General features: G+C 38.3%; 29 protein-coding genes. All 29 read right to left on the bottom strand.

The annotated features are described in order from the left end of the window. Nucleotides 1-188: 188 nt before the first annotated feature. Nucleotides 189-560, bottom strand: coding sequence for a 50S ribosomal protein L17 (gene rplQ / locus Q1A31_RS12990; protein WP_131907265.1), 372 nt, complete (start codon nt 558-560; stop codon nt 189-191). A gap of 54 nt (nt 561-614) precedes the next feature. Then, nucleotides 615-1,616: a DNA-directed RNA polymerase subunit alpha gene (rpoA, locus tag Q1A31_RS12985; protein ID WP_131907266.1), complete on the bottom strand. Its 1,002-nt coding sequence runs from the start codon at nt 1,614-1,616 to the stop codon at nt 615-617. A 36-nt stretch (nt 1,617-1,652) separates the two neighbouring features. Continuing rightward, nucleotides 1,653-2,273, bottom strand: a complete 621-nt coding sequence (rpsD, locus tag Q1A31_RS12980; RefSeq protein ID WP_299877234.1) for a 30S ribosomal protein S4 — start codon at nt 2,271-2,273, stop codon at nt 1,653-1,655. Between the two features lie 13 nt (nt 2,274-2,286). After that, entirely contained in the window at nt 2,287-2,673 is a 387-nt protein-coding gene (gene rpsK, locus Q1A31_RS12975; protein WP_131907268.1) for a 30S ribosomal protein S11, read from the bottom strand. Nucleotides 2,674-2,729: 56 nt separating this feature from the next. After that, nucleotides 2,730-3,086, bottom strand: coding sequence for a 30S ribosomal protein S13 (gene rpsM, locus Q1A31_RS12970; RefSeq protein ID WP_299877227.1), 357 nt, complete (start codon nt 3,084-3,086; stop codon nt 2,730-2,732). A gap of 75 nt (nt 3,087-3,161) precedes the next feature. Beyond that, nucleotides 3,162-3,275 carry a 50S ribosomal protein L36 gene (gene rpmJ / locus Q1A31_RS12965; RefSeq protein WP_131907270.1) on the bottom strand — a complete coding sequence of 38 codons (114 nt, stop codon included), beginning with the start codon at nt 3,273-3,275 and terminating at the stop codon, nt 3,162-3,164. A 38-nt stretch (nt 3,276-3,313) separates the two neighbouring features. After that, nucleotides 3,314-4,645, bottom strand: a complete 1,332-nt coding sequence (secY, locus tag Q1A31_RS12960) for a preprotein translocase subunit SecY (protein ID WP_299877423.1) — start codon at nt 4,643-4,645, stop codon at nt 3,314-3,316. A gap of 38 nt (nt 4,646-4,683) precedes the next feature. Further along, complete coding sequence (gene rplO / locus Q1A31_RS12955) at nt 4,684-5,118, bottom strand: 50S ribosomal protein L15 (RefSeq protein WP_299877223.1); 435 nt, start codon at nt 5,116-5,118, stop codon at nt 4,684-4,686. Then, complete coding sequence (rpmD, locus tag Q1A31_RS12950) at nt 5,119-5,307, bottom strand: 50S ribosomal protein L30 (RefSeq protein ID WP_299877218.1); 189 nt, start codon at nt 5,305-5,307, stop codon at nt 5,119-5,121. It abuts the gene before it with no gap. Nucleotides 5,308-5,309: 2 nt separating this feature from the next. Next, the gene (gene rpsE, locus Q1A31_RS12945) at nt 5,310-5,819 is read right to left on the bottom strand and encodes a 30S ribosomal protein S5 (RefSeq protein WP_299877215.1); all 510 of its coding nucleotides are present in this window, start codon (nt 5,817-5,819) and stop codon (nt 5,310-5,312) included. Nucleotides 5,820-5,830: 11 nt separating this feature from the next. Next, nucleotides 5,831-6,181, bottom strand: coding sequence for a 50S ribosomal protein L18 (gene rplR, locus Q1A31_RS12940; RefSeq protein WP_299877212.1), 351 nt, complete (start codon nt 6,179-6,181; stop codon nt 5,831-5,833). Between the two features lie 12 nt (nt 6,182-6,193). Next, nucleotides 6,194-6,730 (bottom strand): 50S ribosomal protein L6, encoded by a 537-nt coding sequence (gene rplF, locus Q1A31_RS12935; protein WP_299877209.1) that lies wholly within the window; start codon nt 6,728-6,730, stop codon nt 6,194-6,196. Nucleotides 6,731-6,743: 13 nt separating this feature from the next. Further along, entirely contained in the window at nt 6,744-7,139 is a 396-nt protein-coding gene (gene rpsH, locus Q1A31_RS12930; RefSeq protein ID WP_299877206.1) for a 30S ribosomal protein S8, read from the bottom strand. Nucleotides 7,140-7,151: 12 nt separating this feature from the next. Beyond that, entirely contained in the window at nt 7,152-7,457 is a 306-nt protein-coding gene (gene rpsN, locus Q1A31_RS12925; protein ID WP_299877203.1) for a 30S ribosomal protein S14, read from the bottom strand. Between the two features lie 19 nt (nt 7,458-7,476). Beyond that, on the bottom strand, nt 7,477-8,019 hold the full coding sequence (rplE, locus tag Q1A31_RS12920; RefSeq protein ID WP_299877200.1) for a 50S ribosomal protein L5: 543 nt from the start codon (nt 8,017-8,019) through the stop codon (nt 7,477-7,479). Between the two features lie 44 nt (nt 8,020-8,063). Next, complete coding sequence (gene rplX, locus Q1A31_RS12915) at nt 8,064-8,378, bottom strand: 50S ribosomal protein L24 (protein WP_299877197.1); 315 nt, start codon at nt 8,376-8,378, stop codon at nt 8,064-8,066. A 10-nt stretch (nt 8,379-8,388) separates the two neighbouring features. Next, nucleotides 8,389-8,757, bottom strand: coding sequence for a 50S ribosomal protein L14 (rplN, locus tag Q1A31_RS12910; protein WP_299877195.1), 369 nt, complete (start codon nt 8,755-8,757; stop codon nt 8,389-8,391). 24 nt (nt 8,758-8,781) lie between these two features. Then, nucleotides 8,782-9,045, bottom strand: a complete 264-nt coding sequence (gene rpsQ, locus Q1A31_RS12905; RefSeq protein WP_299877192.1) for a 30S ribosomal protein S17 — start codon at nt 9,043-9,045, stop codon at nt 8,782-8,784. A 1-nt stretch (nt 9,046) separates the two neighbouring features. After that, nucleotides 9,047-9,250: a 50S ribosomal protein L29 gene (gene rpmC, locus Q1A31_RS12900; protein WP_131907282.1), complete on the bottom strand. Its 204-nt coding sequence runs from the start codon at nt 9,248-9,250 to the stop codon at nt 9,047-9,049. Continuing rightward, nucleotides 9,250-9,663: a 50S ribosomal protein L16 gene (rplP, locus tag Q1A31_RS12895; RefSeq protein WP_131907283.1), complete on the bottom strand. Its 414-nt coding sequence runs from the start codon at nt 9,661-9,663 to the stop codon at nt 9,250-9,252. The genes rpmC and rplP overlap by 1 nt, the downstream gene beginning before the upstream one ends. A 9-nt stretch (nt 9,664-9,672) precedes the next feature. Next, nucleotides 9,673-10,362 carry a 30S ribosomal protein S3 gene (rpsC, locus tag Q1A31_RS12890; RefSeq protein WP_299877187.1) on the bottom strand — a complete coding sequence of 230 codons (690 nt, stop codon included), beginning with the start codon at nt 10,360-10,362 and terminating at the stop codon, nt 9,673-9,675. Then, complete coding sequence (gene rplV / locus Q1A31_RS12885; protein ID WP_299877184.1) at nt 10,362-10,703, bottom strand: 50S ribosomal protein L22; 342 nt, start codon at nt 10,701-10,703, stop codon at nt 10,362-10,364. The genes rpsC and rplV overlap by 1 nt, the downstream gene beginning before the upstream one ends. A gap of 19 nt (nt 10,704-10,722) precedes the next feature. Beyond that, entirely contained in the window at nt 10,723-10,995 is a 273-nt protein-coding gene (rpsS, locus tag Q1A31_RS12880) for a 30S ribosomal protein S19 (RefSeq protein ID WP_299877181.1), read from the bottom strand. 5 nt (nt 10,996-11,000) lie between these two features. Continuing rightward, nucleotides 11,001-11,828 carry a 50S ribosomal protein L2 gene (gene rplB, locus Q1A31_RS12875; protein ID WP_299877176.1) on the bottom strand — a complete coding sequence of 276 codons (828 nt, stop codon included), beginning with the start codon at nt 11,826-11,828 and terminating at the stop codon, nt 11,001-11,003. 3 nt (nt 11,829-11,831) lie between these two features. Continuing rightward, nucleotides 11,832-12,134: a 50S ribosomal protein L23 gene (rplW, locus tag Q1A31_RS12870; RefSeq protein WP_299877173.1), complete on the bottom strand. Its 303-nt coding sequence runs from the start codon at nt 12,132-12,134 to the stop codon at nt 11,832-11,834. After that, a complete protein-coding gene (rplD, locus tag Q1A31_RS12865; RefSeq protein WP_299877170.1) occupies nt 12,131-12,736 on the bottom strand; it encodes a 50S ribosomal protein L4 in 606 nt (201 codons plus the stop codon). The genes rplW and rplD overlap by 4 nt, the downstream gene beginning before the upstream one ends. Nucleotides 12,737-12,741: 5 nt before the next feature. Next, the gene (rplC, locus tag Q1A31_RS12860; protein WP_299877167.1) at nt 12,742-13,374 is read right to left on the bottom strand and encodes a 50S ribosomal protein L3; all 633 of its coding nucleotides are present in this window, start codon (nt 13,372-13,374) and stop codon (nt 12,742-12,744) included. 224 nt (nt 13,375-13,598) lie between these two features. Further along, nucleotides 13,599-13,910: a 30S ribosomal protein S10 gene (gene rpsJ / locus Q1A31_RS12855; protein ID WP_131907291.1), complete on the bottom strand. Its 312-nt coding sequence runs from the start codon at nt 13,908-13,910 to the stop codon at nt 13,599-13,601. A 21-nt stretch (nt 13,911-13,931) separates the two neighbouring features. Further along, nucleotides 13,932-14,021, bottom strand: a 90-nt coding sequence (locus Q1A31_RS12850; protein WP_080442139.1) for an elongation factor Tu, incomplete at its 5' end; no start/stop codon positions are given.

Genomic DNA, 14,021 nt, shown 5'->3' with positions numbered 1-14,021 from the left:
GAAAGCGTTATAAGTTGCTTGTTAGAATTGGAGAGCTGGTGTGGCATGAAATTCAAACTATTTAACGAACAGTCGCCCAGAAAGAAACTAATACAACTAACTACATTTGGCGAAAAGATTTTACCAATTGAAATAACATAAAAAAAGCCGAGATAAACTCGGCTTTTTTTATGTTTATAAGATACTAATTACTCAGCAGCTTCAGGACGATCAACAAATTCAATGTAAGCCATTGGCGCATTATCACCTGCTCGGTATCCACACTTAATAATGCGAGTGTATCCACCAGGACGCTCTTTATAGCGAGGACCTAATTCATTGAATAAGATACCTACACACTCATCGTCTCGCAATCTTGCAAATGCAGTACGACGGTTGTGAACTGAATCTTCTTTAGCTCGTGTAACTAATGGCTCAGCTACGCGACGCAATTCTTTTGCCTTAGCAACAGTTGTTTTGATAGCTCCATGCTTAATTAGAGCAGTAGATAAGCTCTGCAATGTTGCTTTACGGTGACTACTGTTACGGCTAAGTTGTCTGCCTATTTTATGATGACGCATGTTGTAAACCTTAAATTTTTGTTTCTATTTAGTTAATTATTCGATCAAATCGAATTAACCAACTCTTACATCCTTAGTCTCAATTGAAGCAGGAGGCCAGTTTTCTAAACGAGCGCCAAGCGTCAAACCATGAGATGCAAGGATATCTTTGATTTCTGTTAAAGACTTCTTACCTAAATTAGGTGTTTTTAGAAGTTCTACTTCAGTTTTCTGTACTAGATCACCAATGTAGTAAACCTGTTCAGCTTTAAGACAATTAGCTGATCTTACAGTAAGCTCTAAATCATCAACCGGACGAAGAAGAACAGGATCTATCTCAGGCTCTGGCTCAACTTCTGGCTCTGGCTCGATAATAGTAAGATCAAAGAATACTGCTAATTGCTCATGCAATATAGTTGCTGCATCACTGATTGTTTCTTCAGCATCGATAGAACCATCAGACTGTAGCTCAATAATTAATTTATCAAGGTCAGTTCTATTTTCTACACGAGCACTGTCAACATCGTATGAAACACGCACTACAGGACTAAAAGACGCATCTAATACTAATGTTCCTAAAGGTAGCTCTGGAGAATCCGGACCACGACGAACTGGAGCAGGCTGATAACCTCTTCCTTTCTCGACTTTGATCGTCATCTCTAGTTCTCTATCCGTAGTTAGAGTTGCGATAACAGCATCCGGATCAACAATTTCAACGTCATGATCTAGTTGAATATCACCAGCTGTAATAACACCAGGACCTTGCTTTCTAAGATCAAGTGATACTTCTTCTTTAGTATTCAAACGAAATGCTAACTTCTTCATATTAAGAAGAATATCAACTACATCTTCCTGAACACCATCAAGAGCTGTGTACTCATGATCAACACCCGTGATCTTAACTTCTGTTACAGCACAACCAGGCACAGACGACAAAAGAATTCTACGAAGAGCATTACCCAACGTATGACCGAACCCTCTTTCGAGTGGCTCAAGTACAATCTTCGACGTATGATTACCCAGATCCTTGACCTGGATATTACGTGGCTTCAATAAATCTGTTGTTTTCGACAAAATATAAACCTCAATTTATCTGAGACTAACTATAGAAACTTACTTAGAGTAAAGTTCCACGATTAGCGATTCGTTAATCTCTGCAGGCAATTCTTCACGTTCTGGATTTGCCTTGTAAGTACCTTCAAGCTTTTTCACATCAACTTCAAGCCACTCTGGAATTCCAATTTGATCGGCAACAGAAACAGAATCTTGTATTCTTGTTTGCTTTTTAGATTTCTCTCTCACAGACACAACATCACCAGCTTTAACTTGGTATGAAGGTATGTTAACTGCTTGACCGTTAACTAGTATAGATTTATGACTAACTAATTGACGAGCTTCTGCGCGAGTTGATCCGTAACCCATTCTATAGGTGACGTTATCTAATCTACTTTCTAAAAGCTGTAGAAGATTTTCACCAGTTGAACCCTTTAGGCGAACAGCTTCTTTAAAATAGTTTCTGAATTGCTTTTCAAGCACACCGTATATACGACGTACTTTTTGTTTTTCACGTAACTGTAATCCGTAGTCTGATAAACGCGTACGTCTCTCACCGTGAACACCTGGAACTTTTTCCAAGTTACATTTATTCTCTAGTGCACGTCCACGTCCTTTTAAGTAAAGGTCTGTACCTTCACGACGCATTAACTTACATTTAGGTCCGATATATCTGGCCATTACTTTTCTCCGACTACACTCTACGCTTTTTAGGTGGACGACAACCATTATGAGGAATAGGTGTCACATCAATAATATTTGTAATTTTATAACCGATGTTATTAAGGGCACGAACAGCAGACTCTCGTCCTGGACCTGGTCCTTTCACATGAACATCTAAGTTTTTTAAACCAAATTGCTTAGCAGTTTCACCTGCTGTTTCAGCAGCAACCTGAGCCGCAAAAGGAGTACTTTTACGAGACCCACGGAATCCTGAGCCACCAGCAGTAGCCCAAGCCAAAGCGTTGCCTTGACGATCGGTTATAGTAATGATCGTGTTATTGAAAGAAGCATGCACATGTGCAATTCCATCGCTAACCGACTTTTTAACTTTTTTACGTGATTTGGTGGCTGTTGCCATCTTTAATTACCCACAAAAATAAATATTTTATATAGATCAAAATCTATATCGATTAATTACTTACGAATTGGTTTTCTTGGACCTTTTCGTGTTCTAGCATTAGTTTTAGTACGTTGTCCACGCAGTGGTAATCCACGACGATGACGAACACCTCTAAAACAACCTAGATCCATAAGACTCTTGATATTCATAGAAACTTCGCGTCTCAAATCACCTTCAACAGTGAATTTACCGACAGCACTTCTAATGCGTTCAATTTCGTCTTCAGAAAGTGCACTAATCTTTGTTGCTGGAGCTACTTTAGCTTCAACACATATATTAGCTGCACGTGTTCTACCTATACCGTAAATAGATGTTAATGCTATTACAGTATGCTTATTAACAGGGATATTAATACCCGCGATACGAGCCATCAAAACTCTCCTGACTGCTTGGAAAAGCGGGCAACAATACCCGAATTCACAGTGTTAATCAATAAAAAAAACATATTAACCCTGACGTTGTTTATGACGTGGATCAGTACATATAACACGTACAATACCTTTACGTTTTACAGTACGACAATTACGGCACATTTTTTTAACAGATGCACGAACCTTCATGAGTTAAACCTCTAATTAAATCTTATACCAAGGAACAATTAACTTGTTTTCTTGGGCTTTTTTCCACCAGCTTTAAAGTTTGCTTTTTTCATCAAACCTTCATACTGATGAGACATCATATGCGACTGAACCTGGGCAATGAAGTCCATAACTACAACCACAATAATTAATAGCGAAGTACCACCAAAGTAAAATGGCACATTCCAACCTAAAATCAAAAACTCTGGCAATAAACATACTAAAGTTATGTAGATTGCTCCGACAGATGTAAGACGTGTCATTACACCATCAATATATTTAGCAGTTTCTCTCCCTGGTCTTATTCCCGGAATAAAAGCACCTGCCTTCTTCAAATTATCTGCAGTTTCTCTGGAATTGAAAACCAAAGCAGTATAGAAAAAGGTAAAGAATATTATAGCTAAGGCATAAAACAGAACATACAGTGGTTGCCCTGGTTGAACCATAGTTACAAAATCCTGAAGCCACTCAGCTCCATTAGCATCTGATATCCAACGCCCTAAACTAGAAGGGAATAATATAATACTTGATGCAAATATGGGAGGAATTACACCAGCCATATTTAATTTTAAAGGTAGATGACTTGATTGACCCATAGCCATTTTTCTACCTTGCTGTCTATTTGCATAGTTAACAGTAATTCGTCTTTGCCCTCTTTCAACAAAAACAATAAATGCTGTTACTAAAACTGCTAACGCTAATAATATAATTACGAAAGCTGGAGAAAGCTCACCATTACGAGCTAACTCAAGAGTTCCACCTATTGCTGTAGGTAAACCTGCAACAATACCAGCAAATATAATAAGCGAAATACCATTACCAATACCACGTTCAGTAATTTGCTCACCCAACCACATTAAAAACAAAGTACCAGTTACAAGTGAGACAACGGTGGTAATAGTAAAACCTAAACCAGGATTTAACGCGATTGTTTGACCACCACCTAAATCCTGACCACCAAGAGCCATAGAGATACCAATACTTTGGAAAAGAGCCAAACCAACTGTTCCATATCTTGTGTATTGGGTAATCTTTCTTTTACCAGATTCACCTTCATTTTTTAATTGCTTTAATGTCGGCACAACATGTGTCATTAACTGCACGATAATAGATGCAGATATGTACGGCATGATACCTAAAGCAAAAACACTTAGTCGCTCCAAAGCACCGCCAGAAAACATATTAAAAACTCCTAATATGGTTCCTGAATTCTGGTCAAAAAATGACTGTAACGCTGCTGGATTAACTCCTGGAATCGGAATAAATGTACCAATTCTATATACAATCAAAGCGAAAAAAACAAAGGCAAGCCTTTGTTTGATTTCTGCTATATTGCCAACACCCGAAAGCATTCCTGTAGCGTTTTTTGTTGCCACTTTATTAACCCCTGTTAGTCTTCGACTTTTCCGCCTGCAGCTTCAATAGCTTTTAAAGCACCTTTACTAACTTTAATACCTTTCAACGTAACAGGTTTATTTAGCTCACCAGATAACATAACTTTTACATTAAGTATGCTCTTATTGATAAGGTTAGCTTCTTTTAGTGAATCAAGATCAATTACATCTGCTTCTACAGCAGCTAGTTCATGTAAACGAATTTCAGCAGAAACACGACCTACACGAGATGTAAAACCAACTTTTGGCAAACGTCTCTGAAGTGGCATCTGACCACCTTCAAAACCTACTTTGTGGAATCCACCAGAGCGTGATTTTTGACCTTTATGACCGCGAGCACAAGTCTTACCCCAACCACTACCGATACCACGACCGACACGTTTACGATTAGAAACGCTGCCTTCTCCTGGTTTTAATGTATTAAGTTTCATCTAAACTTCCTCTACATGTAGCATGTAAGAAATTTTATTAATCATTCCACGATTTTCAGGTGTATCAGATACAATTACACTGTTATGCATTTTTCTGATTCCTAAGCCTCGAGCACAAGATTTATGAGCTTTCAATCTACCATTCATACTACGATACATTGTAAGCTTTAGTTCTTTAGTAGCAGCCATTTTTAACCTCTAATCTCTTCTACTGTCTTGCCACGTTTAGCCGCAACTAGTTCTGGTGAATTCATATCAGCCAAACCTTTTATAGTTGCACGAACAACGTTGATAGGATTTCTAGATCCTACACATTTTGCTAAAACGTTTTTAACACCAACAACTTCAAATACAGCACGCATTGCACCACCAGCGATGATACCAGTACCATCAGATGCAGGCTTCATGAAAACATGTGCAGCACCATGTCTAGCATTAACTTCATATTGTAACGTGTCATCAACCAATGCCACATTTACGATGTTCTTGCGTGCTTTTTCCATAGCTTTTTGAATAGCTACAGGAACTTCACGAGCTTTACCGTAACCAAAGCCAATTTTTCCGTTTCCATCACCAACTACTGCCAATGCTGTGAAACCAAAAACACGGCCACCTTTTACAACTTTAGCAACACGATTAACGTGAACTAGTTTTTCCTGAAGGCCATCTGTTGCCTTTTCTGTATTATCTGATCTAGCCATTGTCTTAACCTTTAGAACTGTAATCCTGCTTCACGTGCTGCTTCTGCTAACGCTTTAACACGACCATGATATTTAAAACCTGAACGATCAAACGCTACAGACTCTACACCTTTTTCTTTAGCACGCTCAGCAACTAATTTACCTATTGCTGAAGCTGCAGCTGCGTTACCTGTATAATCAAGATCATCACGCATAACTTTTTCAACTGTCGATGCTGAAGCGATTATTTTGTTATCTTCAGAAATAACCTGTGCGTAGATATGACGAGAACTTCTATAAATAGAAAGACGTGTCGCACCTAACTCGCGCATTTTCATTCTAGAACGTTTGCCACGACGAATTCTGGCTGCTCTTTTACTCATCTTAAAATTACCTTAGGTTTTCTTAGCTTCTTTACGAATAATTCTTTCATCTGCGTACTTAACACCCTTACCTTTGTAAGGCTCTGGTGGGCGGTAAGATCTAATTTCGGCAGCTGTTTGACCAATTACCTGCTTATCAATACCACGTATGATGATTTCTGTCTGACTAGGAGTCTCAACTGTTACACCTTCTGGAATATCATGTACAACAGGGTGTGAAAAACCAAGTGTAAGATTTAACTTATTACCTTGTGCTTGAGCTCTATAACCAACACCAACTAATTCAAGCTTTTTCTCAAAACCTTCGCTAACACCTGTAACCATATTGAAAGTAATTGCTCTCATGGTTCCAGCCATTGCCCAGTGTTTTTTGATGCTTTCGTTCTTTGGCTTAACTAATAGTTGACTACCCTCTTGGATAATTTCAACGTGATTATTCAAAGTATAATCAAACGTACCTTTAGCACCTTTGATATTAATATTCTGACCATCGATTTTTGCTTCAACACCTGAAGGCAAATCAATCGGCATACTTGCTATTCTAGACATAATTTACTACCGCTTATTCAACTATACAAAGAACTTCGCCACCATGACCAACAGCTTTTGCTGCTCGACCACTCATAACACCTTTTGACGTAGAAACAATTGCAACACCTAATCCAGACATAACACTTGGCAAATCTTCTTTGCCTTTAAAAATTCTAAGCCCAGGACGACTAATTCTTTTTAAGGTATTTATTACAGGCTCACCCTGAAAATATTTTAGAACAACAGTAGTAACAGGCTTACCTTCTACTTCAGCTGTTTCATAACCAGCAATATAACCTTCATCTTTTAAAACATCTAAGATTGCTGATTTTTTATTAGAAGCTGAAAATTGAACATCTACCTTATTTGCTCTTTGTCCATTTCTAATACGTGTCAACATATCTGCGATAGGATCACTCATACTCATGATACGTACTCCTTACCAACTAGCTTTGGTCAAACCAGGAAGATCACCTTCCATAGCAGACTCTCTTAATTTATTTCTACAAAGACCAAATTTACTATAAACACCATGTGGTCTACCAGTAATTACACAACGATTACGCTGCCTAACCTTTGAACTATTTCGAGGTAATCTCTGAAGTGAATCAGTTGCTGCCATCACCTCTTCGAAACTACTCATAGGTGAACGGATAATCTCTTTTAATGCAGCTCTTTTCTTAGCATATTTAGCAACTAACTTAGTACGTTTTGCTTCACGCGCTATCATTGATTTCTTAGCCATTATTTAAACTATCCTGTATTTACTTTTTCTTAAATGGGAAGTTGAAAGCTTCTAATAAAGCTCTTCCTTCCTCATCGGTTTTTGCAGTAGTCGTGATTGCAATATCTAAACCACGAAGCTTATCGATTTTATCATAATCTATTTCAGGGAAAATGATTTGTTCATTAAATCCCATACTATAGTTACCACGCCCATCAAAAGACTTTGGATTCATTCCACGGAAATCTCTTACACGAGGAATAGAAATATTAATCAAACGATCCAAGAATTCATACATATGGCTACGACGTAAATTAACTTTACATCCAATCGGCCAATTATCACGAATCTTAAATCCGGCAATAGACTTTCTAGAAATAGTCACTACTGGCTTTTGACCACTAATCTTAGTCATATCAGAAACAGCAAATTCTACTATTTTCTTATCACCAACAGCATCACCTAAACCCATATTTAACGAGATCATAGTGATCTTAGGGACTTCCATTACATTCTTATAAGAAAACTTTTCAGTAAGTTCTTTTACTACCGTTTCCTGATAAAAATCCTGCAATCTAGACATCTTAATACCTTTAAATTCTATTTATTAATCAATTAAATTATTAATTAACTAACAACTTCACCATTAGACTTGAAACAACGTACTTTTTTTCCATCTTCAAGTATTTTAAAACCTACGCGATCTGCTTTGTCAGTTGCTGGATTAACTAACATAACGTTAGACGCATCAACTGGCATTTCCTTTTCAATTATTCCACCAGGTATTCCAGCTTGTGGATTTCCTTTTTGGTGTTTCTTTGCTAGGTTAAGACCTTGTATAAGTAATTTACCATTATCAAGAACTTGAGAAACGTTAGCACGTCTTCCTTTATCTTTACCTGATACTATTACTATTTGGTCGTTTTTAACTATCTTATTCATGAGGTAACCTTTATAAAACTTCAGGAGCCAAAGAAATGATCTTCATGAAATTCTTATCACGAAGCTCACGTGTTACAGGTCCAAAGATTCTAGTACCAATAGGCTCTAGTTTGGCATTAAGCAGCACAGCAGAGTTATTATCAAAACGGATTGTTGAACCATCCTTTCTTCTAACACCTTTAGCAGTTCTCACTACTACAGCAGTGTACACATCACCTTTTTTAACTTTGCCACGTGGAATAGCTTCTTTAATACTTACTTTAATAATATCACCAATACCTGCATATCTACGATGAGAGCCACCAAGTACTTTTATACACTGTACTCTTCTAGCACCACTGTTGTCCGCGATATCTAAATTTGTTTGCATTTGAATCATTGTAATATACCGATATATGCTTTCTTAAGAAGCAGTTTTTTGTAGCACTTTAACTAAAGTCCAAGACTTGGTCTTAGACAGTGGACGACACTCTTTAATTTCTACAGTGTCACCAATATTGCACTCATTATTAGCATCATGCGCATGGTATTTAGTTGATCTGCGAATGAACTTACCGTAAAGAGGATGCTTAACTTTTCTTTCACCCAATACGACAATACTTTTGTCCATTTTATTGCTAACGACTTTACCAGTTACGCTATGCTCAACTTTAGCTGTTTCCGACATACTACTCACCTGCACCTGTTGACTGCATCTCATTCATAATTGTTTTAATTCTAGCAATTTTACGGCGTACTTTTTTCATCTCAGAAGGACGATTAAGTTGACCACTCGCTCTTTGCATTCTTAAAACAAATTGCTCTTTAAGACTTTCTAATAGTTCTGTAGAAAGTTCTTCTGTATTTTTCTTTCGAATTTCATTCGCTTTCATCACATCACCGTCCTAGTGACAAATACTGTCTTAATAGGTAGTTTAGCAGCCGCCAAAGCAAATGCTTCTCTTGCTAGTTCTTCGGAAACACCTTCCATTTCATAAAGCACTCTTCCAGGTTGAATTAAACATACCCAGTACTCTACATTACCCTTACCTTTACCCATTCGAACTTCTAATGGCTTACTTGTAATAGGCTTATCTGGAAAAACACGTATCCAAATCTTACCACCACGTTTGATGTGGCGAGTCATGGCTCGTCTAGCAGCTTCAATCTGTCTAGCCGTTAAACGACCACGACCAACTGCTTTAAGACCATATTCTCCAAAGCTTACTTTACTTCCAACAGTTGCAAGGCCACGATTTCTACCTTTAAACTGTTTACGAAATTTTGTTCTTTTAGGCTGTAACATCTCAGACCTCTATCTCTTCTTTTTGCCAGCAGGGGCAGCAGAATTTGATTGTTTTTGCTCTAGATCGAAAACATCACCTTTATAGATCCAGACCTTAATACCAATAACACCATAAGTTGTATGTGCTTTAGCAGTAGAATAGTCAATATCAGCACGCATCGTGTGTAAAGGCACTCGACCTTCTCGATACCACTCTGTTCTTGCGATATCAGCACCATTCAAACGGCCACCACAACTAATCTTGATTCCCAGCGCACCAAGTCGCATTGCATTACCAACTGCTCTCTTCATGGCGCGGCGGAACATAATACGTCTTTCTAGCTGATTAGCAATACTTTCTGCAACTAATTTTGCATCTAACTCTGGCTTACGTATTTCTTCGATATTTACTTTAACGTTATTTGGATGTAAACCCATCATTTTAGCCGTATCAGTACGTAGGCGCTCTATATCTTCACCCTTCTTACCAATAACAACACCAGGTCTTGCCGTATGAATTGTCACGAAAGCTGACTTAGCTGGACGTTCAATTTGAATACGACTTACTGATGCATGCTTAAGTTTTTTCTCTATAGAAGCTCTTACTTCCAAATCCTTATGCAAAAATTCTGCATACTCTTTACCTTCGGCGTACCATTTAGAACGCCAATCTGCAGCGATACCAAGACGAAACCCAATTGGATGTATTTTCTGTCCCATTATTTAACCTCACCATCGCCAACAAACAAAGTAATATGACTTGTTCGTTTTAAAATTCTATTAGCACGACCTTTAGCACGAGGACGTATACGCTTCATTGTAGGAGCTTGATCAACCATCACTTGAGTGATTGTTAAATCATCTATATCCGCTCCTTCATTATGTTCTGCATTAGCTATTGCCGAATCAAGAATTTTCTTCACCATTGCAGCCGCTTTCTTCTGACTGAAGGATAAAACCTCAAGAGCATTTTCAACAGGCATTCCGCGAACTTGATCCGCTACCAATCTAGCCTTTTGAGGAGAGATTCGTGCGAACTTTAATTTTGCTTTAACTTCCATTATAAAATCCTAACGCCTATTATCTTGACGACTTGTCGGCAACGTGACCACGAAACATTCTAGTAGGAGAAAACTCGCCTAACTTATGACCAACCATATGCTCATTAACTAGTACCGGAACATGTTGACGACCATTATGAATCGCAATAGTCAAACCAACCATATCCGGAACAATCATTGAACGTCTAGACCATGTTTTAATCGGCTTACGGTCTCCAGCATCTACAGCTTTCAATACTTTTGCCATCAAATGATGATCAATAAATGGGCCTTTTTTTAATGAACGTGGCACTTCAATTACCTCTTGTTTCTACGACGTACGATAAGATTATCTGTACGTTTATTTTTACGTGTTTTAAAGCCTTTAGTTGGCGTACCCCAAGGAGAGACAGGATGTCTACCACCAGAAGTCTTACCTTCACCACCACCATGCGGATGATCTACCGGATTCATAACTACACCACGAACCGTTGGTCTAACACCACGATGACGACTTGCACCAGCTTTACCAAGCTTTACCAAGCTATGCTCAGAATTACTAACCTCACCAATTGTCGCACGACAAACAGATAGAACTTTTCTCATCTCACCAGAGCGCAATCTTAATGTTGAGTATCTACCTTCACGAGCAACCAATTGAGCAGATGTACCCGCACTACGAGCAATTTGAGCCCCTTTTCCTGGCTTTAATTCAATACAATGAATTACCGTACCAACAGGGATATCTTTTAGATCCAGAGTGTTTCCTGGTGCGATTGTTGACTCAGAACCTGACATTACAGATCCACCAGCCTTCAAACCTTTAGGAGCTATAATATATCTTCTTTCACCATCAGCATATTTCAAAAGAGCAATATTAGCTGTTCTATTTGGATCATATTCAATAGTTTCTACTTCAGCAGAAATACCATCTTTATTACGCTTAAAATCAATAAGACGGTAATGCTGCTTGTGACCGCCACCAATATGACGCGTAGTGATACGGCCATTATTGTTACGTCCACCAGATTTGCTTTTTTTCTCAAGAAGAGCTTTACAAGGACTCCCCTTATGTAATTCATTATTTATAACTCTAACCTGATGACGACGACCAGGAGAGGTTGGTTTCATTTTCAAGATAGCCATGTCTTAACCCTCAGCTTCAACATTAAGAGTAGAGCCTTCTGCCAATCTGACATAAGCTTTTTTCCAATCTTTTCTAGAACCTTTTCTTTTTCCGAAGTTTTTGCTCTTCCCTTTAACATTCACAGAGCGAACATCAGCAACTTCTACCTCAAAAAGAGTTTCAACAGCAGTCTTTATCTCACCTTTAGTTGCAGTAGTAGCAACCTTAAAAACATGCGTATTTGACTCATTACCAGAAACAGCTTTTTCTGTAACATGAGGACCAAAAAGTACTTGGTATAATCTTTCTTCTGCTTTACTAATCATGATAACCACTCCTGAACTTTTGAAACAGCTGAGGAAGTCATAACCACATGATCATGAGAAACCAAACTTACTGGATTCAACTTAGCAAGCTCAATATATTCGCAGTTAGGGATATTACGAGAAGAAAGACTTACATTATCTTCATTCTCAACTCCCACTAACAATGCATCTGCACTAACTTTCCAACCAGCTAAAGCATCAATCATACTTTTTGTCTTAGGCTCTGCTATTGAGAAATCATCAACAATAATCAATGACTCTGAGCGAACCAATTCAGAAAAAATAGAACGCATAGCAGCTCTATACATTTTCTTATTAAGCTTTTTTGAATGATCTCTAGGTCTTGCTGCGAATGTAGCACCACCGCCGCGCCAGATTGGCCCACGTGATGTCCCCGCTCTTGCTCGACCAGTTCCTTTTTGACGCCATGGCTTAGCACCACCACCACTAACATCAGAACGGGTTTTCTGTGCTTTTGTACCAGCACGACCAGCACTCATATATGCAACGACAGCCTGATGAACCAAGGTCTCATTATATTCACTTGCAAAAACAGAATCATCTAATTCAACTGCTTTGCCTTCTATACTTTTTAATTTCATAAGAACTAAACCTTAACAGCTGGTTTCACAAGCACATTACCGCCACGAGAACCTGGTACCGCACCTTTAACCAACATCAAATTACTTTCCAAATCAATACTTACTACAGTAAGGTTTTGAGTTGTCTGCTTAACCGCACCCATATGACCAGACATTTTCTTGCCTTTAAATACTCGACCCGGAGTTTGGTTTTGACCAATAGAGCCTGGGGTTCTATGATTTATAGAGTTACCGTGAGTAGCATCTTTACCAGCAAAGTTATATCTCTTTAGTACACCAGCAAAACCTTTACCGATTGTAGTACCAGTAACATCTACTTTCTGACCTGCTTCAAATAACTCTAGAGTTAATTCTGAACCAACCTCATAACCCTCGACTGAATCAACACGTGATTCACGAGTCAATATGCCAGACTCAATAGATGCTTTTGCAAAATGCCCAGAACCAGGCTTATTTACCTTTGAAGCTTTTTTAACACCCGCCGTTAACTGAACAGCATTATAACCATCAGTCTCAACTGTCTTAAGTTGAGAGATTCGGTTTGGTGTCATTTGCAAAACCGTCACAGGTGTTGCACTACCATCTTCATTGTATATCCGGGTCATTCCTACTTTAGAACCCAGTAGACTGATTGCCATTTGGCCACCTCATTAAAACTTTAAACTGATGCTTGTATCTAAACAACATCAGAAGATATTTTTTGGAAAAAATCGGCCCGATACAAAAAAGTATCGAGCCGAAGAAAGCCGCGCATTATGCCAGATAAATCTAGTATAGGGAACTCTAAAAACTATTTTTAATTATATTTTTTAAACTATAAAAGAAAGACAGCAAAAGAATCTAGAGAATCCCCTTTAATACACTATAAAAGCTTGATTTGTACATCTACACCAGTTGCAAGATCCAGCTTCATCAAAGCATCAACCGTACGATCAGTTGGCTCAACTATATCCATTAGACGTTTATGCGTTCTAATTTCATATTGATCTCTAGCATCTTTATTAACATGCGGAGAAACAAGAATTGTAAATCTTTCTTTTCTTGTTGGAAGCGGAATAGGACCCTTTACACGAGCACCAGTACGTTTCGCAGTTTCTACTATTTCTCCAGCAGAACGATCAATTAACTTATGATCGAACGACTTAAGACGGATTCGGATTTTTTGACCTGACATATTTATATACTCAATTAAGTATTATTCGATAATTTTTGCAACAACACCAGCACCAACAGTACGTCCACCTTCGCGTATTGCGAAACGCAGACCTTCATCCATTGCTATCGG

The organism is uncultured Cocleimonas sp., from assembly GCF_947495625.1.
GTDB lineage: Bacteria > Pseudomonadota > Gammaproteobacteria > Thiotrichales > Thiotrichaceae > Cocleimonas.
Note: the sequence above shows the minus strand (reverse complement) of the source record. Positions and strands in the feature narration are given on the sequence as shown.

Coding starts and splice junctions, on each gene's coding strand:
- rpsD (WP_299877234.1), bottom strand. CDS start 2,273: ATGGCCAGATATATCGGACCTAAATGTAAGTTAATGCGTCGTGAAGGT.
- rplR (WP_299877212.1), bottom strand. CDS start 6,181: ATGAGTAAAAGAGCAGCCAGAATTCGTCGTGGCAAACGTTCTAGAATG.
- rpsC (WP_299877187.1), bottom strand. CDS start 10,362: ATGGGACAGAAAATACATCCAATTGGGTTTCGTCTTGGTATCGCTGCA.
- rpsQ (WP_299877192.1), bottom strand. CDS start 9,045: ATGTCGGAAACAGCTAAAGTTGAGCATAGCGTAACTGGTAAAGTCGTT.
- rpsH (WP_299877206.1), bottom strand. CDS start 7,139: ATGAGTATGAGTGATCCTATCGCAGATATGTTGACACGTATTAGAAAT.
- rplV (WP_299877184.1), bottom strand. CDS start 10,703: ATGGAAGTTAAAGCAAAATTAAAGTTCGCACGAATCTCTCCTCAAAAG.
- rplW (WP_299877173.1), bottom strand. CDS start 12,134: ATGATTAGTAAAGCAGAAGAAAGATTATACCAAGTACTTTTTGGTCCT.
- rpmC (WP_131907282.1), bottom strand. CDS start 9,250: ATGAAAGCGAATGAAATTCGAAAGAAAAATACAGAAGAACTTTCTACA.
- rpsE (WP_299877215.1), bottom strand. CDS start 5,819: ATGGCTAGATCAGATAATACAGAAAAGGCAACAGATGGCCTTCAGGAA.
- rpsK (WP_131907268.1), bottom strand. CDS start 2,673: ATGGCAACAGCCACCAAATCACGTAAAAAAGTTAAAAAGTCGGTTAGC.
- rpsN (WP_299877203.1), bottom strand. CDS start 7,457: ATGGCTAAGAAATCAATGATAGCGCGTGAAGCAAAACGTACTAAGTTA.
- rplD (WP_299877170.1), bottom strand. CDS start 12,736: ATGAAATTAAAAAGTATAGAAGGCAAAGCAGTTGAATTAGATGATTCT.
- rplX (WP_299877197.1), bottom strand. CDS start 8,378: ATGAATAAGATAGTTAAAAACGACCAAATAGTAATAGTATCAGGTAAA.
- rplB (WP_299877176.1), bottom strand. CDS start 11,828: ATGGCTATCTTGAAAATGAAACCAACCTCTCCTGGTCGTCGTCATCAG.
- rplQ (WP_131907265.1), bottom strand. CDS start 560: ATGCGTCATCATAAAATAGGCAGACAACTTAGCCGTAACAGTAGTCAC.
- rpmD (WP_299877218.1), bottom strand. CDS start 5,307: ATGGCTGCTACTAAAGAACTAAAGCTTACAATGTATCGTAGTATGAAT.
- rplO (WP_299877223.1), bottom strand. CDS start 5,118: ATGAAACTTAATACATTAAAACCAGGAGAAGGCAGCGTTTCTAATCGT.
- rplN (WP_299877195.1), bottom strand. CDS start 8,757: ATGATTCAAATGCAAACAAATTTAGATATCGCGGACAACAGTGGTGCT.
- rplC (WP_299877167.1), bottom strand. CDS start 13,374: ATGGCAATCAGTCTACTGGGTTCTAAAGTAGGAATGACCCGGATATAC.
- rplP (WP_131907283.1), bottom strand. CDS start 9,663: ATGTTACAGCCTAAAAGAACAAAATTTCGTAAACAGTTTAAAGGTAGA.
- rpsM (WP_299877227.1), bottom strand. CDS start 3,086: ATGGCTCGTATCGCGGGTATTAATATCCCTGTTAATAAGCATACTGTA.
- rplE (WP_299877200.1), bottom strand. CDS start 8,019: ATGTCTAGATTGCAGGATTTTTATCAGGAAACGGTAGTAAAAGAACTT.
- rpmJ (WP_131907270.1), bottom strand. CDS start 3,275: ATGAAGGTTCGTGCATCTGTTAAAAAAATGTGCCGTAATTGTCGTACT.
- secY (WP_299877423.1), bottom strand. CDS start 4,645: ATGCTTTCGGGTGTTGGCAATATAGCAGAAATCAAACAAAGGCTTGCC.
- rpsJ (WP_131907291.1), bottom strand. CDS start 13,910: ATGTCAGGTCAAAAAATCCGAATCCGTCTTAAGTCGTTCGATCATAAG.
- rplF (WP_299877209.1), bottom strand. CDS start 6,730: ATGTCTAGAATAGCAAGTATGCCGATTGATTTGCCTTCAGGTGTTGAA.